We start from the raw sequence: 21,228 nt of genomic DNA, 5'->3' as shown, positions 1-21,228 counted from the left end.
CTGTTGGCGGTGCGATGCGAAGGAGGGGGGCGCGGGCGCGGATGCATGGTGGCCTCAGTTGCCGAAGAGGCGATTGCGGAGGGCGATGGTGGTCTGGTAAACGGCGCGCATGCGGCCGTCCTCGGGCGCGGTGAATGTCACGCCCATCGAGGTCAGTACCGCATTCTGGTCGGCCTGAGGGGCTGCCGAGGGATCGGGACTGGCCATCACCAGGCCCATCTGCACGGCGCCCACGCGCCGCCAGGCGTTGATGTTGGGATTGGCCGATGCCTGCACGGTGGCAGCGGTACCCTGGCGATCAATGAAGCCGGTCGGGTAGGCACTGGTCAGGCGACGATCCTGGCCGTACAGCAGCTGCATGTTCTCCACACCCTCCACCAGGGCCTCAGGCGCGCCGGCGACCAGCGCACCGTTGGGCGTGGCGTTGAAACGCACACGGTACAGTGAGGAACGTGCGCTGGCAGCGTCGTAGCCCACGTAGTACACAGCGCTTTCCGCACGATGCAGCATCGCCTGGCCTGCGGTCACCGGACGGATGAAGTTGCTCGCATTGTTCGGTGCATCGCCGAAGGTGATCGTGCCCCCTGCCTTGTCGATGCTGCGCGCCTGGAAAACGGTGGCGCTGGCGCAGTCGGCAGCGCCGTACAGCCCGGAATCGGCAACGCCACTCTGCAGCACGGCGAGTCGCGTCTTGTCGAAACTGAAAACCGGCTGCGCGACGGTACCGCCGGAAGCCGTGACCGGCACGCCGTCCGGCATCAGGTATCGCAGGGCGACGATGTCGCTGCCGTTGACCCGGTTGGGCAGCGCCGCAGCGAATTCATCGGGCAATGCGGGTGTGTAGGCGGTGCCGCCCGTCGCCGGAGTGGCCGGCAGCGTCACCGCATCGCCGGGTGCCGTATCGGTCGCCTCGTAGCCCTGGATGGATCGCTGGAAGTCCAGCGCCGGATGAGGCGTGGCCGCGAACGTCGTAAACAGCGAGACGCCATCCGGCGACTGCCGGGCCTGATCGTTGACGCAGCCGAAATGACCTGCCATGCGCAGTTCGCGCTGCAGGGTATCCATGGCGAAGCGACTGTTCTCCTGCACGCGCGCCAGGCCATCGGACAGCTGATAGGCAGCACGCGAGGCCGCGAACACCTGGACGACACCGAGCATGACGATCACGCCGATGGTCAGCGCGATCATCAGTTCGACCATGGACAGGCCGGCCATGCGCCGGGCCGGGGAAGGCGCGCGCATCACAGGCGGCTCCCGGCACTGAAGGTGGTATCGCTGGCGTCAGCGTTCCAGCGCTCGTCACCCCACGTCACGCTGACCGTGTACTGGGTGCCGGCACGTGCGACCTTGGCCGTGGCCCCATCCCCCAGCGCCTTGCCGAGACGGCAGGTCCAGTCCAGGGTGAACGCGTCCTTGCCGATGTCGTTGCCGACCGGTGGCAGGCAGTTCTTGGCCGCGGTGGTCGCGGTGTAGTCGCCCACATAGGACGGAGCCATCGAGCGGTTCATCCGCAGCTGATCGAGCATTTCGTAGGTCAGGTTGGTCGCCTGGGTGCGATAGTTGGCGCTCTGCACGAAGCGCACGTTCATCGTCTGCAGCAGGGCGAAACCCAGCAAACCGACCCCCAGCACCAGGATCGCGATCAATACCTCGATCAGGCTGAAGCCGCCCTGCGCTTTGCGCGGGGAACGGAAACGGGGCGTTCTCACTTGCAGTCCTCCTTCAACAGACGCACCTGACCGGTCGGTGACAGGCGCAGCGTGCGCTGCAGCGGCTGCTTGCCGCAGTTGTCCGGGCGCAGCGTCAGGTCGAGCGTGGCATTGGCGCGATTGCGGCCCCGCGGGTCGAAACTCACCGACAGGTCGGGCGTACCGACGGCGACCAGCGCCGAACGCCCGGGGCTGTAGCGCAGGACGGTTTCGCCGGCACTGAGCGCGCCGTCGCCGTTGCTGTCGGCCCAGACCAGCCAGCCATCGGTCCAGCTGTCGCCATCACAGGACGTGCCTCCGGCAGAGGCACACACGCCGCCGCCCCTGCGGTTCTTCACCGCTTCACTGCGGGCCAGCGCCATCGACGCGATGAGGTCATTGCTGGTGGTGGCGATGCGGTTGGAGCGGATGGTGCTCTGGAAGCTCGGAAACGCGATCGTCGCCAGCACGCCCAGCACGACCACCGCGATCATCAACTCAACCAGCGTGAAGCCGTTCTGCCGGCGCAAAGACATGTGGACGCTCCCCAGCGTATTGATCGCCACCATGGGCCATCACCCTGCCGCCAGCAAGCGGCGGCAGGATGAACGGTCAATCCGGGGCGACGGGCGTCAAACGCTTGACGAACCGCCCTTCCCCACCGCTGCCGGCGCGATCCCCATCGCGCCGGCACGGTCTCAGGCCAGCACCTGGTAACAGGGCTGGTACTCGCCGGAGATCTTCATCCGGCGCTGCTCGACGAAGGCGCGCAGCAGCGCGTCCAGGGCCTGCATCATGTCCGGGTCACCGTGGATCTGGAACGGCCCGAACTGCTCGATGCGGCGCATGCCATCCTCCTTCACATTGCCGGCAACGATGCCGGAGAAGGCACGACGCAGGTCCGCCGCAAGGGCATGCGGCGCACGCCCATGGTGCAGATCCAGTGCAGCCATGGCCTCATGCGTCGGCACGAAGGGCTGCTGGTACTCCCACGGAATCTCGATGGACCAGTTGAAGAAGAACGAATCCTTCTGCGCCAGGCGATGCTCGCGCACGCGCTTGATGCCGGCGGACATCTTCCTGGCCACGGCAACCGGGTCGCCGATGATGATCTCGTAACGCTCGGCGGCAGCATCGCCCAGGGTCAGCCGGATGAAGCGGTCGATCTGCTCGAAATACGGCGCAGCCACGGTCGGGCCGGTCAGGATCAGCGGGAACGGCAGGTCCCTGTTCTCGTCGCGCAGCAGGATACCGAGCAGGTACAGGATCTCCTCGGCGGTGCCGACACCACCGGCAAACACGATGATGCCGTGGCCGATGCGGACGAACGCCTCCAGGCGCTTCTCGATGTCCGGCATGATCACCAGGTGGTTGACGATCGGGTTGGGCGATTCCGCAGCGATGATGCCCGGCTCGGTCAGGCCGATGTAGCGCGTCACCGTCTTGCGCTGCTTGGCGTGGGCAATCGTGGCCCCCTTCATCGGGCCCTTCATCGCACCTGGTCCACAGCCGGTGCAGATGTCCAGGCCGCGCAGGCCCAGCTCGTAGCCCACCTGCTTGGTGTACAGGTATTCGTCGCGCGAGATCGAGTGACCGCCCCAGCAGACCACCAGGTTCGGGTCACCGGGGTTGAGGATGCGGGCGTTGCGCAGCAGGCCGAACACCGCGTTGGTGATGCCTTCGGAGGACTCCAGTTCGGCCGCGTAGGCCGGGCCCATTTCGATGGCCATGTAGGCGAGGTCGCGGACCACGGCAAACAGCAGCTCGGCCACGCCGCGGATGATTTCGCCATCGACGAAGGCCATCGCCGGCGCATTGACCAGGTCGATGCGCACGCCACGATCCTGCTGCGCGACCTGGATGTCGAAGTCGGGATAGAGATCGCGCGCCGCGCGCGGATCATCCGATGCGCTGCCGCTGGTCAGCACGGCCAGCGCGCAGCGGCGCAGCAGCTCGTGCATGCCGCCGCCGGAGGCGTCGCGCAGGCGCGCCACTTCTGCCCGCGACAGCACATCCAGCCCACCGCGCGGGTAGATCCGCGCGTCCTGTACCGGCAGCGCACGGGCTGCCTTTTCGTTCGTGGTCATATCCAACGTTTCGCTTCCTTCAAGGTTTCCGACTGTACTGCCGCCCCCTTAAAAAGCAAAACGGCCGGGAATCCCGACCGTTGGATATGTGCTGACCGCGTTCGCCATTCCGGGACCGCATCTGCGGCATCGGCGCCGCGCACGAACCCGGATGCTACGCCGATGTCGTGGCCACTGCAAGAACTTTCACCCGAACGGGAAACGGCCGGGTTACCCCGGCCGTTTCCGTCTACTGCGTGATGTTCCGACGGATCAGAACTTGTACTTCAGGGTCAGCTGCATCGACCAGCGCGACACGGCAGTGTTGCCCTTGTCGTTGTTGTTTTCCTGGATCGCGGGGTTGTCGGTGGAACCGGTGAACGAGTACACGTACTTGCCGGTCGCCGGGTCGATACCCGCGTAGTTGGCGACGCGACGGGTGGCGTAGAAGCCGTAGTCGTCGATCAGGCCCCACTTCTTGTTCAGCAGGTTGCCGACATTCATGATGTCCAGCGCGATCTCACCCTTGTGGCTCTTCACGAAGCCCGGGAACTCCTGGCTGATGCGGACGTCGAAGGTGTTGATCCACTTGGCACGGTGCGAGTTGGCCGGGACCACGCTGCCACGGTAGGCATCGAGCTCCGGATTCTGCGCCAGCCAGTTGAAGAAGTCCTGCTCCATCTGCGCGCTCTGCACGAAGCGACCACCGACCACCGAACCGAACAGCACGTCACCCGGGCCGCTCGGCACATAGAACAGATCGTTGGTGGTAGCACCGTCGCCGTTGGCATCGTTGTAGAAGATGTAGCTGTACGGACGGCCCGAACGACCTTCGTAGAACAGGCCGACGCGGGTGGCGTTGTCACCGAAGAAGTTGTGCTTCCACTCCAGGGTGCCGGTGATGCGGTCCTTGATCGCGTAACGCGAGTCGTAGGCCACGTCTTCGTTGGCGTTGAAGATCAGCGTGTTGTTCCAGTTCGAGGTGTTCTGCGAGCTGGTCAGCGGGCTGACTTCCTTGGACTTGGTATAGGTGTAACCCAGCGACCAGCCCCAGTTCTCGGTCAGCGGCTTGGCCAGCGAGAAGGTGGCCTGCGTACCACGACCCTTGTCGGTGTTGCGCATGACCAGCACGTCGCCGATGTCGCTCGGACGGTTGGCACGGTCGGTGGCACGGTTGGTGCCGGTGGTCATGCCGAAGTTGGTGCCACCCGACATGCGGCTGTTCGCCGGATTACGGCCATTCGCATCCCAGTAGATCGCACGACCGTCCTGGCCGTAAGCGGTCGGCGCCGAAACGTCGAGACGGTCGAAGTAGATGCCGTCCTTGACCTTGGTCATCAGCACTTCGGCCGACGCCACGATGCCGTACCACGGCAGCTCATGGTCGAACGCCAGGTTGGCCTTCCACACCGACGGCAGGCGGGTGCCCGGGGCGATGATGTCGACGTTCTGGCGCGCAGCTGCGGGGCCACCAGCCGGAATGTACGGATTGTTGCCGTCCGGGGTGAAGCCGCTGGTCAGGTTGCGCTCATCGTACTCGATGTAGTTCAGGCCGGTGTTCTGGTAGGCACCCGCCAGCCACACGTTCGGGGCAGCGCCGCCGAACAGGCCCACGCCACCACGCAGCTGGGTCGGGCGCTCGCTGTCGAAGGTGTAGTTGAAGCCGACGCGCGGCTGCACCAGGTTCTTGTCGACCAGCTGGGTGTTGTTGAAGCCGTACAGCTGCTCGATGCGCGGGTTGTACAGGCGCTGGCTGCTGAAGTCAGGCATGTCGACGCGGACACCGAACATCAGGCTCAGGTTGTAGTTGATCGCCCAGGTATCCTGGACGAACACACCGGTGTTCTTCAGGGTGAAGTCTGCCGGGATATCACTGCGGCTGCCGCCGGCGCGCGGGGCACGCAGCTGGTAGCGCGCGATGCGACCGTTCAGGAAGTCCTCGACGCTGTTGAACTCGTAGACGCCGTTGAGGTTGCGGCCGTAGAAGTTCATCAGGTCGTTCTTCGAGTAATCGAAGCCGAACTTGACGGTGTGATCGCCGATGTACCAGGTACCGGCACCGAAGGCGCTCAGTTCCTTCGATTCCACGATGTTGACGTGCGTGTTCTGCTCGGTACCGACGTACAGCGAGTCGTTACCCGAACGGATGCGGATCTGCGGCATGTCGACCAGCGGAACGCGGTTGGCCGAGTAATCCTTGTGCGAGACCTTGAACTCGGTCGAGAAGTTCTCGGACCAGTCGCTGAACAGTTCGCCCATCCAGGTTTCGTATTCGGTCGGCTGCTGGTACCAGAAGTTGCTCAGCGAGATCGCACTGGTGCTGACCTGCGGGAAGCGGACGACGTTCTGCTCCATCTTGTTGTAGCGCAGGGCCGCACGGTGGTTTTCATTGATGTTCCAGTCCAGCTTGACCGCGTACTCTTCGATTTCGGTCTTGCTGTTCGGTGCCGTCAGGCTGCCCGGGTCATAGCCGAGTCCACCCAGGAAATTCTGGACGTCGGTGATCTGCTGCTGGGTGATGGTGCCCTTGCCGATCGGGGTGTCGCTCAGGCTGATGCCAGCGGCCGAACGCTCGTACTTCTCGTAGTTGCTGAAGAAGAACAGCTTGTCCTTGACGATCGGGCCGCCGAAGGTCATGCCGTAGGTCTTCTCGTCCTCGAAGCCGTTGAACTTCTCGCCACGCAGTTCCTCGCGGACCATGTCCTTGTCGCGGTAGGAACCGTAGACAGTGCCATGGAACTCGTTGGTACCCGACTTGGTCACGGCATTGATCACCGCACCGGTACCACCGGCGATGGTGGTGTCGTAGTTCGCGAGATCGATGTTGATTTCCTGGATGGCATCCATCGACACCGGCTGACGCTCGGTCGGCAGGTTGTTGGAGCCCAGGCCGAACGGATCGGAGGCACTGATGCCGTCGATACGGATCGCGTTGTAACGGGTGTTCTGACCGCCAGCCGAGATCGCGCCGTCAGCCTTGCTGACCTGCGAGATGCGCGGGTCCAGGCGGATGTAGTCCTGGATGTTGCGGTTGGCCGACGGCAGCGCGTCCATCGTTTCGCGGGTCACGTTCGAGCCGGTACCCATCTTGGTGGCGCTGAAGATGTCCAGGCCGCCCGCGGTGGCGACAACATTCACGGCGTCCAGGTTGGTGGCCGCCACGTCGCCGGTCAGGTTGGCATTGACGGTGTTGACCTGGTTCAGGTTCAGGTAGACACCCTCTTCGGTCTTGGTGCCTTCACCCGGCTTGGTGATGGTGATGGTGTACGGACCACCCACGCGCAGGCCGCGCGCGTTGTAACGACCCGACGCATCGGTCGTGGCGCGCGAAACGGTGCCCGACTCGGTGTGGGTGATGGTGACTTCAGCACCGGCGACAGGCTGGCCAGCGGCGGACACGACCTGGCCGCCGACACCTGCAGAGGTGCTCTGGGCGAAGGCGGGAGCGGCAGCAAGTGCGGCCACGAGACCAAGGGTGAGCTTGGACATCCGGAGTGGGTGGGTCATCTAGGGTAGCCTCGATACGAGTTGGCGATGGCGGAAAAAAGACGCATCCAAGCGGCCTTGCGGGTGGCCGACTGGACAGTGATCTGGGGTTCCCGACCGTGTTGGCTGAAGGCAGCCATAACGGTTAACACTAGATTAACACGCTACGCCATCAATGTGACGGTTGTGCGACAAACGGCACCGGATCGCAACGCAATCATGACGGGATCTTCATCCCGCCTTACGTCGCCCTTCACTCTGCCGGGCGTGCGCTGCCTGCATCCAGGATCTGCCCCCGCCAGGCCGAGCCGGCACTGGACAGCAGGGTCACGGCCGCGGCCGCGGCGGCCTCGGGCCCCTGCGCAGCCGGGTCCTGGTCGATCGAGTAGGCGCGGGCGCGCAGGGCCGTGCGCAGGGGCCCCGGGTACAGGCCGCTGACCCGGACCGGACTGCGGCCCAGCTCATCATGAAGGCTGGCGATCAGGCCACGCAGGCCATGCTGGGCGGCGCCATAGCCTCCCCAGTAGGCCTGCCCCACCCGTTCCGGGGCATCGACCGTGAACACCAGCGCCGCATCCTCGCGCTGGCGCAGCAGCGGCAGGCAGGCCTGCGCCAGCCAGGCGGGTGCGGTCAGGGTGACGTGGACGGCGCGGGCGAAACTTGCCGGGTCGGCCAGTTCGAACGGGGTCAAGCCCGGAAAGTGGGCGGCGCAGACAAGTAGCCCGTCCAGTCGCCCCAGCTCCGTCTGCAGCGCCTGGGCGAGATCGGCGTAGTCATCGGGACCGGCCCCTTCCAGATCCAGCGGATACAGCAGGGGCTCGGGACCGGCTGCCTGCACCTGGGCGTAGACCCGGTCCAGCCGGCGCGGCTTGCGCCCCAGCAGGACCACGGTCGCGCCTGCGCTGGCGGCGGCCACTGCGGCGGCACTTCCGAGGCCACCACCGGCACCGGCCACAAGCACCACGCGGTCCTGCAACGGGCGGCCATCGAGCGCCCCGTTGGTCGGTGACGTCGATGGCGGCGCACTCATCCCAGGGTCGCCTCTTCGACGATGCGCTTGAGCTCGCCGGATTCGAACAGCTCCATGATGATGTCGCAGCCGCCGATCAACTCCCCGTTGATGAACAGCTGCGGAAACGTCGGCAGGTTGGAGAAACGCGGCAGGTTCGCGCGGATTTCCGGCTCCTCCAGCACATTGACGGTGCGCAGGGAGACGGCGCCGGCAGCCATCAGCGCCTGTACGGCGCGGCTGGAGAAGCCGCACGTCGGGTATTGCGGGGTGCCCTTCATGAACAGCACGAGCGGGTAACGATCGACCTCGGCCTGGATTTGCTGCATTACCGCCACAACCACACTCCTTGCTTCGCCGGACAAACCGACCGCGATGGTCGGCTAGACTGCCCAAGGTAGCCGCCATTGTAAGCGGATGGAACCGGCTGCCGCCGCCCCTCTGTCCACGAACCTGTCCATGCCCGTCGAACTGCCTGCCCTGCCCTACCTGTCCGGCTCCCTGCAGCCCCATCTTTCCGCGCAGACCGTGGAACTGCATCACGGCGCGCACCATCGTGCCTACGTCGATGCGGTCAATGCCGGCATCCACGGCACCGAATGGGAAGAGGCCTCGCTGGAGGAGATCGTCCGTCATGCCCAGGGCGCCCTGTTCGACGCCGCGGCCCAGGCCTGGAACCACGGCTTCTATTGGCAGTGCCTGCGCCCGCGCGGCGGCGGTGAGCCACAGGGACGGCTGGGCGAGCTGGTCAAGCGCCAGTTCGGCGACGTGCAGCGCCTGCGCGAGGAGTTCAACCGTACCGCGCTGGGCCTGTTCGGCTCCGGCTGGGTGTGGCTGGTGCAGCATCCCGGCGGCCAGCTTGGCATCCAGGCCACCCGCAACGCCGGCACCCCGCTGACCGGCGACAGCACGCCGCTGCTGTGCTGCGACGTGTGGGAACACGCGTACTACACCGACTACCAGAACGACCGCACGCGCTACCTGGAGGCATTCTGGCAGCTGGTCAACTGGGAATTCGCCGAGGGCCGGCTGCGCTGAGAGCATCCGCCGGGCGTCGCCCGGCAGCACCGGGCCATGCCTGGCGACACGGCGGGCATCAGGCGCTCTCGTGCGCCGCCACCGCATCCATGACCCGGGCCGAGTACACCAGTGCCGCGCCCGCGTTGAGCGAAACCGCCACCCCGAGCGCCTCGGCGATCTCCTCGCGGCTGGCGCCCTGCTTGAGCGCGGCATCGACGTGCACCGTGATGCAGCCGTCGCAACGGGTGGTCACGGCGACCGCCAGCGCGATCAGTTCGCGGGTTTTTGCATCGAGATGGTGAGTCTGGGCACCGGCATTGGCCAGAGTGGCGTAACCCTTGATGGTATCCGGCGAGAGCTTGCCGATCTCGCCGATACGGCCCTTCAGTTCCTTGCGGTATTCGTTCCAGTCGAGCATGACGATGACTCCGGGGAAAGGAGCCTTACGCTATCACCCTGGTTGATGCGCCGATGCGTGCATCGGCGCGTCACAGCGTTGCGCTTCCGCGTCGCGGTCAACCGCGCAGCGCCCGCACCGCCGGTGCGACCTGCAGCTGGCGCCCCAGTGCCTCGCCCACCTGTTCCAGCGCCGTGGCCAGTGCGCCGGCCTGGTCGTCGCGCAGCGTGGCGTGGCCCACCTTGCGGCCTTCGCGGGGCTGCTTTCCATAATCGTGCCAGTGGCCGCTGGCCTGGGCCAGCACCGGCGCCGGGTCCGGCATCTCGCCCAGCCAGTTGAGCATGCAGGCGTGGCCGAGCATGCGGGTACTGCCCAGCGGCAGGCCCAGCACGGCGCGAAGATGATTCTCGAACTGCGAGGTCTCGCTGCCTTCGATGGTCCAATGGCCGGAGTTGTGCACGCGCGGCGCCATCTCGTTGGCCAGCAGTTCGCCGTCCCGGCAGAACAGCTCCAGAGCGAACACGCCCACGTACTGCAGATGCTCGGCCAGCCGTCGGGCATAGCCGATGGCGGCATCCTGTTCGGCGGCCGACAGCACAGCAGGCGCCACACTGGCCGAAAGCACGCCATCCACATGCCAGTTGCCGGTCACCGGCCAGGCCTGGAAACCGCCGTCACGACCGCGCACGGCCACCACGCTGACCTCGCGCTGGAAAGCCACGAAGCCCTCCAGGATCAGGCCGGTGTGCTCGACCTGGGCGCCCAGGGCCTGCCAGGCAGCGTCGATGTCAGCTTCGCTGCGCAACCGGAACTGGCCCTTGCCGTCATAGCCGAGGCGACGGGTCTTGAGGATGCACGGCAGGCCGAACGCGGCCGCCTTCGCGGCGAGCTCCTCGCGGCTGCGGATATCGGCGAACGGCGGCAGCGGAATGCCCAGCTGCTGGAACAGCGTCTTCTCGCTCAGGCGGTCCTGCGCTACAGCCAGCGCTGCGGGCGGCGGATACACCGGCACCCGCTCGGCCAGCCACTGCGCACTGTCCGCGGGCACATTCTCGAAGTCGAACGTCACTACATCGACTTTGGCGGCGAAGTCCGCCAGCGCCTGGCGGTCATCGAAGGCACCGACGGTGAGCGGTGCCAGCGGCCCGCTGCAGGCGTCCGCCGCCGGATCGTACAGTTCGAAGCGCAGTCCCAGCGGCGCACCGGCCAGGACCATCATGCGGGCCAGCTGGCCGCCGCCGAGGATGCCGACAGTCAGGTTCATTGGCGCGGGTCGTCGTGGGCCATCACATCTTCGGTCTGGCGCGTGCGGAAGGCATCCAGCGCCTGGCCGATGGCCGGCTGGTCGCTGGCCAGCATCGCGGCGGCGAACAGCGCGGCGTTGGAGGCACCCGCATTGCCGATGGCGAAGGTAGCCACCGGAATGCCGGCCGGCATCTGCACGATCGACAGCAGCGAGTCCATGCCATTGAGCGCCTTGGACTGCACCGGCACGCCCAGCACCGGAACCGCGGTCTTGGCCGCGATCATGCCCGGCAGATGCGCGGCACCGCCGGCGCCAGCGATGATCGCGCGCAGGCCACGTCCGCCCGCCTGTTCGGCATAGCTGAACAACACATCCGGCGTCCGATGGGCGGACACCACCTTCACTTCAAACGGAACACCCAGGGCCTCAAGCTTCTGGGCGGCGTGCTGCATGGTTTCCCAGTCGGAGCGGGAACCCATGACGATGCCGACGAGCGGCGCGTTCGGATTGGGGGTCATTGGCCGTCACCTGCCTTAAAGACGTATTCTAGCCGTCTTCCACGCAAGACGAAGAACCATGGATCGCAAGCTGCTCGACCTGCTGGTGTCGCCGGACACCCGCCAGCCCTTGTCCCTGCTGGATGGCAAGGGCCTGGAAGCCCTCAACAAGGCGATTTCCGCCGGCGCGGTGAACAAGGCCGACGGCAACCCGCTGGCGCAGCCGCTGCGCGAGGCCTTGGTCACCCGTGACCGCAAGCAGGTGTTCCGGGTCGACGACGGCATCCCGGTGCTGCTGGCCGAGGAGGCCATTCCAACCGCGCAGATCGCTGACTTCCCGGCCGCATGAGCATGCTGCCGACGCCGGATGCGGCCGTCGTCGCCGCCGATGTCGCCCGCGCGCTGGCGGAGGATCTGGGCAGCGGCGACGTCACCGCCGCCCTGCTGCCCGACCAGACTGACAGCGCCTACCTGCTGTGCAAACAGGATGCGGTGATTGCCGGCCGGCCGTGGTTCGATGCCACCCACCGCGCGCTCGACCCGGACGTGCGCATTGAATGGCGCATCGCCGAAGGCGAGTCCGTCACTGCCGGTACGGTACTTGCACTGCTGCACGGCCGCAGCCGCAGCCTGGTCAGCGCCGAGCGCACGTCGCTGAACTTCCTGCAGACCCTGTCCGGCACCGCTACCACCACAGCGCGCTACGTGGCCGCCGTGGCCGGCACCGGCACGCGCATTCTCGACACCCGCAAGACCCTGCCCGGCCTGCGCCTTGCACAGAAATACGCAGTGCGCTGCGGAGGCGGGGAAAACCATCGTTTCGGCCTGTACGACACGGTGATGCTGAAAGAAAACCATATCCGTGCCGCCGGTTCGCTGGCCGCTGCGGTGGCGGCCGCGCGTCGGCAATGGCCACGGTTGCCACTGGTGGTCGAGGTCGAAGACCTGACCCAGCTCCGTCAGGCGCTGGAGTCCGGCTGCGAGCGCATCCTGCTCGATGATTTCAGCCCCGACCTGCGCCGTGAAGCCGTACGCATCACCGCCGGCCGCATTCCGCTGGAGGTGTCCGGCAGCGTCGGCCTTGGCGGCCTGCGCTCGATCGCGGAGGACGGCGTGGACTGCATCTCCATCGGCGGCCTGACCAAGCATGTACAGGCCATCGATCTGTCACTGAAGCTGGGCCCACCGCCGGGTTGAGGCCCGGTAACGCCTGACGCAACCGCGTTGCCCGCCGGGCATGGCCCGGCGCTACCGGACGCGTCATGCATTGGGGAGCGCCCGGCCATGACCGGCCGACATTGACGGATCCACCCAGCGTTCACGACGGCGCTGCGACGCTGCGCGCATCCCCCACTGGAGCCGCGCATGCGCCGGATGCTGTTGCCTGCCTGTCTGCTGCTCGCGTCAATGCCCTTGTCCGCCGCAGCGGCCGAGGCCTGTGATGTCCCGCCGCGCTTCGGCCTGAGCCCCTTGGCCATCGCCATCCGCAACGCGGCGTGCAACGAGCATCGGCTGTGGTTCCGCCCCTTCATCGACCGCGATGGCCGCGCCGCCAGCCTCAGCGTCACGGAAGCCGAGAACGAGCATCTGGCCGACAACGGCCTGATTGCCTGGCAGCGCGTCTCCCACTACTGGCGTGACAGCGGGACGCTCAACGCCATGGGCAGCATCGCCGGTGCCAGCAGTTGTGCCGCGCCACTGGGCTCGCGCTATACCGACAGCGACTGCCGTGCCTTCCTGATCGACAATCCCTGGTCGGCTGCCTTCATTTCCTGGGTGATGGTGCGTGCCGGTGTCCCCGGCTTCAACACCTCACCGCGCCACATCGACTACATCCGTGCTGCCTACCAGGGTGGCCCTTCCGGCGTGCCTTACCGGCTGGCCGATCCAGCCACGGCTAAGCCAGCCCCCGGTGATCTTCTATGCTTCCTGCGCGACCGCAGCACCACGCTCAGCTACAGCGGACTGGTACAGGCGCTTGGCAATGGCTCGGTCGGCCATTGGAAGTCGCACTGCGAAGTGGTGGTCGCGGCCAATCTCGGCGGTGACCAGACCTTGTACCTGGTAGGCGGCAACGTCATGAACACCGTGGCGATGCGGCTGCTGCCGCTGGATCGGACCGGACTGATCCAGTTGCCTGCGGCCCGCGAACGCGACAGCACCGGCATCGAGCCCAGCTGCACGCCGGGGCGCGAGGACGAATGCAGTTTCAACCGCCAGGACTGGGCCGCACTGCTGCAGCTGACTGCGACCGCGCCGTTGATCGCACCGGCACCGGCAGCGGCAACGCCACCGATGACCACAGCGCCCGCAGTGCAGCCGGCTTCCGGTGATCCGCAGCGGATGAACTGAATCTTCTGCTTGATCCAGCAGGCATTCGCCGCCATCTTTGCCGCATCGACACCCGACGCCCTGGAACCATGCCCACCCTGCTGCTGTTGCTGATTGCCGGCGCCATCGTCTACTTCTTCTGGAACGCTGCCCGCTCCGCCGCCGAGCGCGCGGTCGAGCTGGGACGCAACGCCTGCCGCGCCGCCAATGTGCAGTGGCTGGACCAGGCGGTGCATGCCACCGGCCTGCGCCTGTCGCGCGGCGAGGATGGCCGGCTCGGTTTCGAGCGCACCTTCAAATTCGAGTATTCCTACGATGGCATCGATCGCCATGTGGGCCGGATGGTGCTGCGCGGCGATCAGCTGGTGTCGTTCACCGGCCCGGGCGCGGCGCGGATCAGCCAGATCCGGCCGGATGTGGACGATGCCGAGGATGTCTGAGATTCGAGCAATGCAGAGCGCGTGACCGATCCTTCCCGGGCCACCTCTTCCCCGTCCTTTGAAATGGGGGCAGCGCCCTCTGCGCCTTCTGCGGAAATGCGGGCGAGTAGGCGAAAACGCAATTTTTCACGTTGATAATCGCATACCCCCGTGTTAGAACCTGAGGCGAGCGAGCTTCTGGAATCCCTCGGCAACTGGCACCCTATTCAGTTGATTTCGCTCGCCTTGGCGGCGATCTGCTAGCGATCTACCGCCCACTCTCGAAAGACTCGACTGCGTAACAGGCACATCAAGGAGAGATGTTGATGTCAATGATTCTCAATCAGCAGCTACGGAAAGGTGCAAGCTGGATTCGCGTGGGATTGATCGCCACATTCTTAGTGGTTATTTCTTCGTTTGCGCCGAGCGCGTTCGCTGGGCAATGGGTGCAAACGGGACGGGCATTCCATCTGGACTCGGAAGGAATTGCCCCATACGCGGTGTTCTGGACGAATTACTGCCACGGCGGCGTAGCAGGACCAACTGGCGTTTACACCTATGGGGAGACTGGACCCGAGGGCTACGGGTCATGCCCTACTGACGTAAGCACCGGCTGGGCGGCAAACATCGGGTCCCACGTCGGCTACTGCCGCCCGGATCCCGAAAGCATGGGTGGTGGGTACTCCTGCGAGGAGCGCACCTACACTATTGTCGGCCAACCCCAACTTCCAGGAACATTGCCCTCCTCCTGCAGTGTCCCCGGGACCTACGCATTGACCTACTTTCGTCGGGCAGAACTGGTCTACTTTGGAAGCGGCGATAATCCCAACGACTACTACGACCGAGTCTTGGAAACCTCGCTCGAGTACTACTGCCAATAGATTTCAAATCTGACAATTGAATGGAGTCGGCGATTGACCTCGCCGACATCCGTTTGCGCATCCGAATTCTGAACTACTTGACCACGCGCAGGTTCGGCCGGCCCTTCGGCGGCGGCCCTGCCGGCGGCGTATCCTCCGGCGGCGTGTCGTCGTCATGCAGCACTTCGTCGCCGGTCGACGCCGGTTCGCTGCCCGGAATGTCATCCGGCAGTGCCATGCCCTGCCCGGTCTCGCGGGCGTAGACGGCCAGCACGGCACTGATCGGCACCTGCACCGGGTAGCTGGTACCGGAAAAGCGCGCCGAGAAGCTCACCATCTCGTTGTCGATCATCAGGCGCACTACCGCGCGTTCGGCGATGTTGAGCACCACTCTGCCATCCTTGACCGCCGAAGGCGGCACCTGCACGCCGGGGACGGCGGCGTCGACCAGGATGTGCGGGGTCAGCTGGTTGTCATTGATCCATTCCACCAGTGCCCGCAGCAGGTACGGGCGGTGGCTGGTCATGTGGAAGAAGTCTTCGGTCATGCGTGAAGTGTACGCGCCCGACGCCCCGACCGGGGCGGATCGCCTGCACGCCGGTCGGCGTGCAGACGGGAAAGCGGCGGCCGGCTCAGACGGGCAGGTCGCGCAGCTTCTTTTCCTGCTCGGTCAGGCTGCGCACGAACCCCGGGTGGCGGAAGATGCGGTTGCCGTAATCCTCGATGGCCTTGCCGTCCTTCGGCAACGGCACATCCAGTGACTGCAGGCGCCAGATGATCGGCGCCATCGCGCAGTCGGCCAGGCTCATTTCCGGGTTCAGGAAGAACTTGCTGGCCTTGAACAGCGGCAGCGACGCGGTCAGCAACTCCTTCAAGCGCTTGCGCCCGGCCTCGGCCTGGGTCTTGTTGCCCAGCTGGATGGCCTGCACCTGCGGCACCCAGTCGTGCTCGATGCGCAGCATCGCCAGGCGGATGCGTGCACGTGACAGCGGATCGACCGGCATCAGCGGCGGATGCGGATAGCGCTCGTCAAGGTATTCGCTCACCACCGAAGCGGCGTACAGCACCAGTTCGCGCTCGACCAGGGTCGGCACCGAATGGTACGGATTGAGGTCGATCAGGTCTTCGGGCGGATTCTGCGGATCGACCGCAACGAAATCGAACGTCACACCCTTGGCCGCAAGGACCAGGCGCACACGGTGGCACAGTACATCGTCGTTCGAGGAAAACAGCGTCAGTGTATTGCGCATGCGTACGCTCGCCGCCATCAAAGGCTCTCCTACGACAGGAGACCGCCTGCCGCATCGGCGCCGCCAGCACCGTGCCAGCGGTCGACTTCTCCCCGAGTGTGCAACCGACCATCACAAAAGCCAATAGGCCCAGCCAACGGCCGGCGGCAGAATCAGTGAACGTCCTTCCAGTATTCCTTCTTCAGCAGGTACACCAGGAAGGTCAACAGGGCCAGGAACAGGATCACCCACACGCCCAGCTGCTGCCGCTTGAGCGCGGCCGGTTCGCCGGCGTATTCGAGGAAGTTGGTGATGTCCCGCACGGCCTGGTCGTACTGGCCGGCATCAACCGAGCCGGGGCTGTCGATGCGCAGCCCGGTCACCGGCGGGTCCATGCCTGGCCCTTCGGCCTTGCCGTGCACGGCATGCTGCAGGCCCTGCATTTCCCAGAGCGGGTTGGGCATGGAGGCGTTGGCGAACAACGCGTTGTTCCAGCCCAGCGGGCGGCTGCTGTCGAGATAGAACGACTTGAGGTAGGTGTAGACCCAGTCGCTGCCCCGCACACGCGAGATCAGGCTCAGGTCCGGCGGCATCTTGCCGAACCACTTCTCGGCCTGCTCCTTGGGCATCGCCACCGGCACCGGATCGCCGATTGCCGCACCGGTGAAGTTGAGGTTGTTCATCACCTCTTCCTCGGTCAGCCCCAGGTCCTGCGCCATCCGCGAGTAGCGCAGGTACTTCAGCGCGTGGCAGCTGGAGCAGTAGTTCATGTACAGCTGCGCGCCGCGCTGCAGCGATGCGCGGTCACCGAGGTCGTTGCCGGCCTGCAGCAGCTTGGTGCCGCCTTCGGCAGCGGTGGCCAGGAAACTGCCCAGCATCAGGGCGGCCGCGAGGGCCAGCCGGACCATCCAGCGCTCAGTCATGCGTGGTCACCCTCTCCGGTACCGGCTTGGTCTTGTCCAGCCTTGTCCATAGCGGCATGGTGATGAAGAACGCGAAGTACAGGAAGGTCAGCACCCGCCCGATGTAGGTCTCGTGCACGTCGGTACCCGGACCGGAGCCGATCACGCCCAGCCACACGAAGCACACGGCCAGCATGCCCAGCATCACCTTCGAGATCCAGCCGCGGTAGCGCACCGACTTCACCCGCGCCTTGTCCAGCCAGGGCACCAGGAACAGGATGGCGATCGCCGAGAACATCACCAGCACGCCACCGAGCTTGTTCGGCACCACGCGCAGCATCGCGTAGTACGGGGTGTAGTACCACACCGGTTTGATGTGTTCCGGGGTCACCAGCCGGTTGGCCTCGGTGAAGTTGTCGTGCTCCAGGAACAGGCCACCAAAGCCGGGGGCGAAGAAGATGATGAAGGCGGCGATGATCAGCAGGAAGCCCGCGCCGACGCCATCCTTGAGCGTGTAGTAAGGATGGAAGGGAATGCCATCGGCCGGTGCATTGGGCGACCAGCGGTTGCCCTTGGGCCCCTTCTTGATCTCCACGCCATCCGGGTTGTTGGACCCCACTTCATGCAGCGCGCCCAGGTGCAGCACCACCAGCAGCAGCAGCACCAGAGGCAGTGCGATCACGTGCAGCGCGAAGAAGCGGTTGAGCGTGGCATCGCTGGGCAGGTAATCGCCCATGATCCACTCGGTCAGGCCATTGCCGATCACCGGAATCGCGCCGAACAGCGAGATGATCACCTTGGCGCCCCAGAACGACATCTGGCCCCACGGCAGCACGTAGCCCATGAAGGCCTCGGCCATCAGCACCAGGTAGATCAGCATGCCCAGGATCCACACCAGCTCGCGCGGTTTCTGGTAACTGCCATACAGCAGCCCGCGGAACATGTGCAGGTAGACCACGATGAAGAACAGCGATGCACCGGTGGAGTGCATGTAACGGATCAGCCAGCCCCACTCGACATCACGCATGATGTATTCGATGGAGCCGAAGGCCTCCGCCGCGCTGGTCTTGTAGTGCATCGTCAGGAAGATGCCGGTGACGATCTGGTTGACCAGCACCAGCAGCGCCAGTGAACCGAAGTAGTACCAGATGTTGAAGTTCTTCGGCGCGTAGTACTCGCTGACGTGCTTGCGGTAGATCGGCATCAGCCCCGGCGCGCGGGCGTTGACCCAGTCGGCGACGCCTGTCGCGGTACGGCTCAGGATATTGGCCATCAGGCTGCCCCCTCCGGATCGACACCGATGATGAGCGTGTTGTCGTCCTGGTAGTGGTGCGGTGGCACCAGCAGGTTGATCGGCGCCGGCACGTCCTTGAAGACGCGGCCGGACATGTCGAAGCGCGACTTGTGGCAGGGGCAGAAGTAGCCGCCCTTCCACTGCGGGTCATACGGTTCGGGGCGGATCTCGGCCACCATCTCCGGCGAGCAGCCCAGATGCGTGCACAGGCCGACCAGTACCGACACATCGGGCTTGATCGAGCGCAGCTCGGGATTCTGCTTGAGCACGTAGGCGGGCTGCTGGTCCTTCTCGCCGGACTCCGGGTCCTTGAGGCGGTCGTCGAGCCCATGCAGCGCGTCGAGGATCGCCTTGGACCGTTTGACGATCCAGATGGGCTGGCCGCGCCATTCCACGATCAGGCGCTGGCCTTCCTGCAGGGCACTGATATCGGCCACCACCGGTGCTCCCGCGAGCTTCGCGCGGGCACTGGGGTTCCACGATTTGATGAAAGGAACTGCGGTGAATCCGACGCCGACGGCGCCAACCACGGCTGTGGTGGCAGTAAGAAAACGCCGACGTCCGGTATTGACTGGATCGTGTACCCCATCGTTGGCCATCCGGCACTCCGATATTGATTAGGTAGCTTTAAGGCTGCCAGCGGTCTGGTGGGGGCCAGAGCCGCATTGAATCATGGGCGAGTGTAGCGGAACCGTTACGCGCCACACAACGCATTGCAACAACTCTTTGTACCGTGTGCCGACCGGCAGCCGGCGATGGGCCGTCAGTCGGCACCGGCACCGGCCGGACTACTGGTGACTCAAGGCATTGCGGTAACGCTCGGCCAGCTGGCCCACCCGACGCACGTAGTACTGGGTTTCGCTGTAAGGGGGCACGCCACCATGGCGGTCGACCGCACCTTCCCCGGCGTTGTAACCGGCGGCGGCCAGGGTGAGGTTGCCGTTGAATCGCTTCAGTAGCCACGACAGGTACTGCACGCCGCCACGGATGTTCTGGCCCGCATCGTAGGAATCATTGACCCCGAAGCGCGCGGCAGTCGGCGGCATCAGCTGCATCAGGCCCTGCGCACCGGCACGGCTGAGTGCAGTCGGATTGTAGGCCGACTCGGCATGGATGATCGCCCGGACCACCGCCTCCTCCACGCCGAACTCGCGCGCGGCCGAAGCGATCTCGGTCCGGAACGCCGTCGTGTTCAGACGCACGGTGCCGAAGTCCACGCGCGGGTTGGCCCCGCAGGCGTAGCAGCGCTCCATGAAGCTGTAGCGGATGGTGCGCACCGGCCCCAGGTGGGCAACCTGGCTGGGCCGCGCACTGGTGTAGTGGCGCACCCCATCCTTCATATAGGAATAGACCTGGCCACTGACCATGCGCCCGGTGCGGGACGTGCCGGCAGCAACTGCCGGAGTCGAAGCAGGCACCGGTGCAGCCGGCACGGGCACGGCTGCACTGGCGGCCACCGCCACCGGATTGCGCTCGATGCTGGCCACAGTGGCCGGCACAGGCCTGGCGACAGTCGCTGCCGGGCGGGCCGGGCGGGCGGCCTCCCGGCTGTAGCTGATGGTGCTGCATTGGGCGCCGGCCACACGCTTGCTCACATAGCTGGTGACCCCGTCTGCCCCCTGGCACTTGTACAGGGTGCCGGCGCTGGCCGGCGCAGCGGTCAGCGCAGCGATGATGATCGCCGTTGTCCCCAGTCTCCCCTTCATGGCCGCGAGTGTCCCAGCTTCGCCCCGCGTTGCCAAGCCGTGCGGCTCAGCCTGTGACGTCAGGCACAGCCAGCAGCTGCGCCAGCCCGCCCAGGCGCTGCGCCAGTTCCTGGCGCAGCGCCGGCGGCGTGGTCCACAGCTCCAGCGGCACCCGGTCGAGGCTGAGAATCTGCGCCAGCATCATGCCGCGGCTTTCCGCGCCCATGCGCAGCAGGCAGTGATCGGCACCCTCGGCTTCGAGCACGCCACACCAGGGGGGAATGCGACCTTCCAGCTCGGTGTGGCTGCCGGCCAGGCGCAGCACCGCCTGCAGTGCGAACGGCGCCTGGCTGACCGCCTGCCGCACCATCACATCGGGCGGTGCGGGCGTGCGCCGATGCAGGCCGGGCTCGGCCAGCGCGCGCACCGCGCCCATCCGGTCCACCCGCAACGTGCGCCAGTCCTGGCGGCCCAGATCCCAGGCCAGCAGGTACCAGCGACGTCCGTAGTTGACCAGATGCTGGGCCTCGACCTCGCGCTGGGTCACCGCGTCCTGCGCGCTGCGGTACTCGAAGGCCAGCCGGGTTGCCTGGCGGCAATGCTGGGCCAGGCGCCCCAGCAGACGTGCATCGGTGGAAGGCAGATCCGACAGCGTCGCGGTGGCGGCGTGCACCTCGCCAGCCTGCTGGCGGCGGCGGGTCGGCACCAGTGGGTCGAGCTTGGACAGCAGACCGCGCGCGGTCTCGTCGATGCCGGCCACCGTGGCCGAGGCCGCACGCAGGGCGATGGCCAGGGTCGTCGCCTCCTCTTCGTCCAGCAGCATCGGCAGTACCGGTGCGCCCGCCCCCAGCTGATAGCCGCCCCCTACCCCGGCCGATGCCCTGACCGGATAGCCCAGCTCACGAAGGCGCTCGATGTCGCGGCGGATGCTGCGCCGGTCCACCCCCATGCGCTCGGCCAGTTCAGCCCCCGACCACTGTCGGCGGGCCTGCAGCAGGGCGATCAGGCGGAGCAGCCGATGGGCGGTATGGCGCATGAGGGATCGAGGACAGAAGTCGTCCGCAATAGTGCCCCAGCATGGGCCCCAGTTCACCCCTCT

General features: G+C 65.9%; 22 protein-coding genes. 5 read left to right on the top strand and 17 right to left on the bottom strand.

All coding sequences use genetic code 11. The features are described from left to right. Positions 1 to 54 precede the first annotated feature (54 nt). From ACZK08_RS06575 to grxD, 7 genes are all read right to left on the bottom strand, one after another. On the bottom strand, positions 55 to 1,242 hold the full coding sequence (locus tag ACZK08_RS06575) for a PilW family protein (protein ID WP_065181229.1): 1,188 nt from the start codon (positions 1,240 to 1,242) through the stop codon (positions 55 to 57). After that, on the bottom strand, positions 1,242 to 1,709 hold the full coding sequence (pilV, locus tag ACZK08_RS06570) for a type IV pilus modification protein PilV (RefSeq protein ID WP_065181228.1): 468 nt from the start codon (positions 1,707 to 1,709) through the stop codon (positions 1,242 to 1,244). Before pilV ends, ACZK08_RS06575 begins: the two co-directional genes overlap by 1 nt. After that, on the bottom strand, positions 1,706 to 2,224 hold the full coding sequence (locus tag ACZK08_RS06565; protein ID WP_065181387.1) for a GspH/FimT family pseudopilin: 519 nt from the start codon (positions 2,222 to 2,224) through the stop codon (positions 1,706 to 1,708). The genes pilV and ACZK08_RS06565 overlap by 4 nt, the downstream gene beginning before the upstream one ends. 162 nt (positions 2,225 to 2,386) lie before the next feature. Continuing rightward, positions 2,387 to 3,775, bottom strand: coding sequence for a nucleotide 5'-monophosphate nucleosidase PpnN (gene ppnN / locus ACZK08_RS06560; RefSeq protein ID WP_065175860.1), 1,389 nt, complete (start codon positions 3,773 to 3,775; stop codon positions 2,387 to 2,389). Between the two features lie 252 nt (positions 3,776 to 4,027). Beyond that, on the bottom strand, positions 4,028 to 7,261 hold the full coding sequence (locus ACZK08_RS06555) for a TonB-dependent receptor (RefSeq protein WP_074901106.1): 3,234 nt from the start codon (positions 7,259 to 7,261) through the stop codon (positions 4,028 to 4,030). 232 nt (positions 7,262 to 7,493) lie between these two features. Then, positions 7,494 to 8,270, bottom strand: a complete 777-nt coding sequence (locus ACZK08_RS06550) for an SDR family NAD(P)-dependent oxidoreductase (protein ID WP_053516611.1) — start codon at positions 8,268 to 8,270, stop codon at positions 7,494 to 7,496. Beyond that, entirely contained in the window at positions 8,267 to 8,587 is a 321-nt protein-coding gene (gene grxD, locus ACZK08_RS06545; protein ID WP_053516610.1) for a Grx4 family monothiol glutaredoxin, read from the bottom strand. The genes ACZK08_RS06550 and grxD overlap by 4 nt, the downstream gene beginning before the upstream one ends. Positions 8,588 to 8,708: 121 nt before the next feature. Between grxD and ACZK08_RS06540 the strand changes: the two genes are divergently transcribed. Further along, positions 8,709 to 9,287, top strand: a complete 579-nt coding sequence (locus ACZK08_RS06540; RefSeq protein WP_065181386.1) for a superoxide dismutase — start codon at positions 8,709 to 8,711, stop codon at positions 9,285 to 9,287. Positions 9,288 to 9,345: 58 nt separating this feature from the next. Here ACZK08_RS06540 and ACZK08_RS06535 read toward each other — a convergent pair whose 3' ends face one another. From ACZK08_RS06535 to purE, 3 genes are all read right to left on the bottom strand, one after another. Further along, a complete protein-coding gene (locus ACZK08_RS06535; protein ID WP_053516609.1) occupies positions 9,346 to 9,687 on the bottom strand; it encodes a carboxymuconolactone decarboxylase family protein in 342 nt (113 codons plus the stop codon). A 97-nt stretch (positions 9,688 to 9,784) separates the two neighbouring features. After that, complete coding sequence (locus tag ACZK08_RS06530; protein ID WP_065175858.1) at positions 9,785 to 10,930, bottom strand: 5-(carboxyamino)imidazole ribonucleotide synthase; 1,146 nt, start codon at positions 10,928 to 10,930, stop codon at positions 9,785 to 9,787. Beyond that, positions 10,927 to 11,430 carry a 5-(carboxyamino)imidazole ribonucleotide mutase gene (purE, locus tag ACZK08_RS06525; RefSeq protein WP_053516607.1) on the bottom strand — a complete coding sequence of 168 codons (504 nt, stop codon included), beginning with the start codon at positions 11,428 to 11,430 and terminating at the stop codon, positions 10,927 to 10,929. The genes ACZK08_RS06530 and purE overlap by 4 nt, the downstream gene beginning before the upstream one ends. A gap of 58 nt (positions 11,431 to 11,488) precedes the next feature. On the opposite strand from purE, the gene ACZK08_RS06520 reads away from it, so the two are divergent. The 4 genes from ACZK08_RS06520 to ACZK08_RS06505 all read left to right on the top strand — a co-directional run bounded on the left by ACZK08_RS06520 (position 11,489) and on the right by ACZK08_RS06505 (position 14,180). Next, positions 11,489 to 11,758 (top strand): Trm112 family protein, encoded by a 270-nt coding sequence (locus ACZK08_RS06520; RefSeq protein WP_005408847.1) that lies wholly within the window; start codon positions 11,489 to 11,491, stop codon positions 11,756 to 11,758. Continuing rightward, complete coding sequence (gene nadC / locus ACZK08_RS06515; protein ID WP_065181227.1) at positions 11,755 to 12,606, top strand: carboxylating nicotinate-nucleotide diphosphorylase; 852 nt, start codon at positions 11,755 to 11,757, stop codon at positions 12,604 to 12,606. The genes ACZK08_RS06520 and nadC overlap by 4 nt, the downstream gene beginning before the upstream one ends. A gap of 168 nt (positions 12,607 to 12,774) precedes the next feature. Further along, on the top strand, positions 12,775 to 13,761 hold the full coding sequence (locus tag ACZK08_RS06510; RefSeq protein ID WP_053516604.1) for a DUF2272 domain-containing protein: 987 nt from the start codon (positions 12,775 to 12,777) through the stop codon (positions 13,759 to 13,761). A gap of 68 nt (positions 13,762 to 13,829) precedes the next feature. After that, a complete protein-coding gene (locus ACZK08_RS06505) occupies positions 13,830 to 14,180 on the top strand; it encodes a DUF3301 domain-containing protein (protein ID WP_053516603.1) in 351 nt (116 codons plus the stop codon). A 933-nt stretch (positions 14,181 to 15,113) separates the two neighbouring features. On the opposite strand, the gene ACZK08_RS06500 is transcribed toward ACZK08_RS06505, so the two are convergent. The 7 genes from ACZK08_RS06500 to ACZK08_RS06470 form a co-directional block, all read right to left on the bottom strand. Then, positions 15,114 to 15,566 (bottom strand): ClpXP protease specificity-enhancing factor, encoded by a 453-nt coding sequence (locus tag ACZK08_RS06500; RefSeq protein WP_065181226.1) that lies wholly within the window; start codon positions 15,564 to 15,566, stop codon positions 15,114 to 15,116. A gap of 85 nt (positions 15,567 to 15,651) precedes the next feature. Beyond that, the gene (locus ACZK08_RS06495) at positions 15,652 to 16,287 is read right to left on the bottom strand and encodes a glutathione S-transferase N-terminal domain-containing protein (protein ID WP_053516601.1); all 636 of its coding nucleotides are present in this window, start codon (positions 16,285 to 16,287) and stop codon (positions 15,652 to 15,654) included. A gap of 134 nt (positions 16,288 to 16,421) precedes the next feature. Beyond that, a complete protein-coding gene (locus ACZK08_RS06490) occupies positions 16,422 to 17,171 on the bottom strand; it encodes a cytochrome c1 (protein WP_053516600.1) in 750 nt (249 codons plus the stop codon). Then, positions 17,164 to 18,423, bottom strand: a complete 1,260-nt coding sequence (locus ACZK08_RS06485; RefSeq protein ID WP_053516598.1) for a cytochrome b — start codon at positions 18,421 to 18,423, stop codon at positions 17,164 to 17,166. The genes ACZK08_RS06490 and ACZK08_RS06485 overlap by 8 nt, the downstream gene beginning before the upstream one ends. Continuing rightward, entirely contained in the window at positions 18,423 to 19,043 is a 621-nt protein-coding gene (gene petA, locus ACZK08_RS06480) for a ubiquinol-cytochrome c reductase iron-sulfur subunit (protein WP_053516597.1), read from the bottom strand. Before petA ends, ACZK08_RS06485 begins: the two co-directional genes overlap by 1 nt. 189 nt (positions 19,044 to 19,232) lie before the next feature. After that, on the bottom strand, positions 19,233 to 20,150 hold the full coding sequence (locus ACZK08_RS06475; RefSeq protein WP_065181225.1) for a lytic transglycosylase domain-containing protein: 918 nt from the start codon (positions 20,148 to 20,150) through the stop codon (positions 19,233 to 19,235). A 46-nt stretch (positions 20,151 to 20,196) separates the two neighbouring features. Beyond that, positions 20,197 to 21,165 (bottom strand): helix-turn-helix transcriptional regulator, encoded by a 969-nt coding sequence (locus ACZK08_RS06470; protein WP_065181224.1) that lies wholly within the window; start codon positions 21,163 to 21,165, stop codon positions 20,197 to 20,199. Positions 21,166 to 21,228: the final 63 nt, after the last annotated feature.

It is taken from the genome of Stenotrophomonas sp. 112478_Sma (genome assembly GCF_056479905.1).
This window is presented reverse-complemented; position numbering and strand designations above follow the sequence as displayed.

What these genes read in the sequence shown, in the direction of transcription:
- ACZK08_RS06575 (WP_065181229.1), bottom strand. Translation starts at nt 1,242, where the DNA reads ATGCGCGCGCCTTCCCCGGCCCGGCGCATGGCCGGCCTGTCCATGGTC.
- ACZK08_RS06565 (WP_065181387.1), bottom strand. Translation starts at nt 2,224, where the DNA reads ATGTCTTTGCGCCGGCAGAACGGCTTCACGCTGGTTGAGTTGATGATC.
- ppnN (WP_065175860.1), bottom strand. Translation starts at nt 3,775, where the DNA reads ATGACCACGAACGAAAAGGCAGCCCGTGCGCTGCCGGTACAGGACGCG.
- ACZK08_RS06555 (WP_074901106.1), bottom strand. Translation starts at nt 7,261, where the DNA reads ATGACCCACCCACTCCGGATGTCCAAGCTCACCCTTGGTCTCGTGGCC.
- ACZK08_RS06550 (WP_053516611.1), bottom strand. Translation starts at nt 8,270, where the DNA reads ATGAGTGCGCCGCCATCGACGTCACCGACCAACGGGGCGCTCGATGGC.
- ACZK08_RS06540 (WP_065181386.1), top strand. Translation starts at nt 8,709, where the DNA reads ATGCCCGTCGAACTGCCTGCCCTGCCCTACCTGTCCGGCTCCCTGCAG.
- ACZK08_RS06535 (WP_053516609.1), bottom strand. Translation starts at nt 9,687, where the DNA reads ATGCTCGACTGGAACGAATACCGCAAGGAACTGAAGGGCCGTATCGGC.
- ACZK08_RS06530 (WP_065175858.1), bottom strand. Translation starts at nt 10,930, where the DNA reads ATGAACCTGACTGTCGGCATCCTCGGCGGCGGCCAGCTGGCCCGCATG.
- purE (WP_053516607.1), bottom strand. Translation starts at nt 11,430, where the DNA reads ATGACCCCCAATCCGAACGCGCCGCTCGTCGGCATCGTCATGGGTTCC.
- ACZK08_RS06520 (WP_005408847.1), top strand. Translation starts at nt 11,489, where the DNA reads ATGGATCGCAAGCTGCTCGACCTGCTGGTGTCGCCGGACACCCGCCAG.
- nadC (WP_065181227.1), top strand. Translation starts at nt 11,755, where the DNA reads ATGAGCATGCTGCCGACGCCGGATGCGGCCGTCGTCGCCGCCGATGTC.
- ACZK08_RS06510 (WP_053516604.1), top strand. Translation starts at nt 12,775, where the DNA reads ATGCGCCGGATGCTGTTGCCTGCCTGTCTGCTGCTCGCGTCAATGCCC.
- ACZK08_RS06505 (WP_053516603.1), top strand. Translation starts at nt 13,830, where the DNA reads ATGCCCACCCTGCTGCTGTTGCTGATTGCCGGCGCCATCGTCTACTTC.
- ACZK08_RS06500 (WP_065181226.1), bottom strand. Translation starts at nt 15,566, where the DNA reads ATGACCGAAGACTTCTTCCACATGACCAGCCACCGCCCGTACCTGCTG.
- ACZK08_RS06495 (WP_053516601.1), bottom strand. Translation starts at nt 16,287, where the DNA reads ATGGCGGCGAGCGTACGCATGCGCAATACACTGACGCTGTTTTCCTCG.
- ACZK08_RS06490 (WP_053516600.1), bottom strand. Translation starts at nt 17,171, where the DNA reads ATGACTGAGCGCTGGATGGTCCGGCTGGCCCTCGCGGCCGCCCTGATG.
- ACZK08_RS06485 (WP_053516598.1), bottom strand. Translation starts at nt 18,423, where the DNA reads ATGGCCAATATCCTGAGCCGTACCGCGACAGGCGTCGCCGACTGGGTC.
- petA (WP_053516597.1), bottom strand. Translation starts at nt 19,043, where the DNA reads ATGGCCAACGATGGGGTACACGATCCAGTCAATACCGGACGTCGGCGT.
- ACZK08_RS06475 (WP_065181225.1), bottom strand. Translation starts at nt 20,150, where the DNA reads ATGAAGGGGAGACTGGGGACAACGGCGATCATCATCGCTGCGCTGACC.
- ACZK08_RS06470 (WP_065181224.1), bottom strand. Translation starts at nt 21,165, where the DNA reads ATGCGCCATACCGCCCATCGGCTGCTCCGCCTGATCGCCCTGCTGCAG.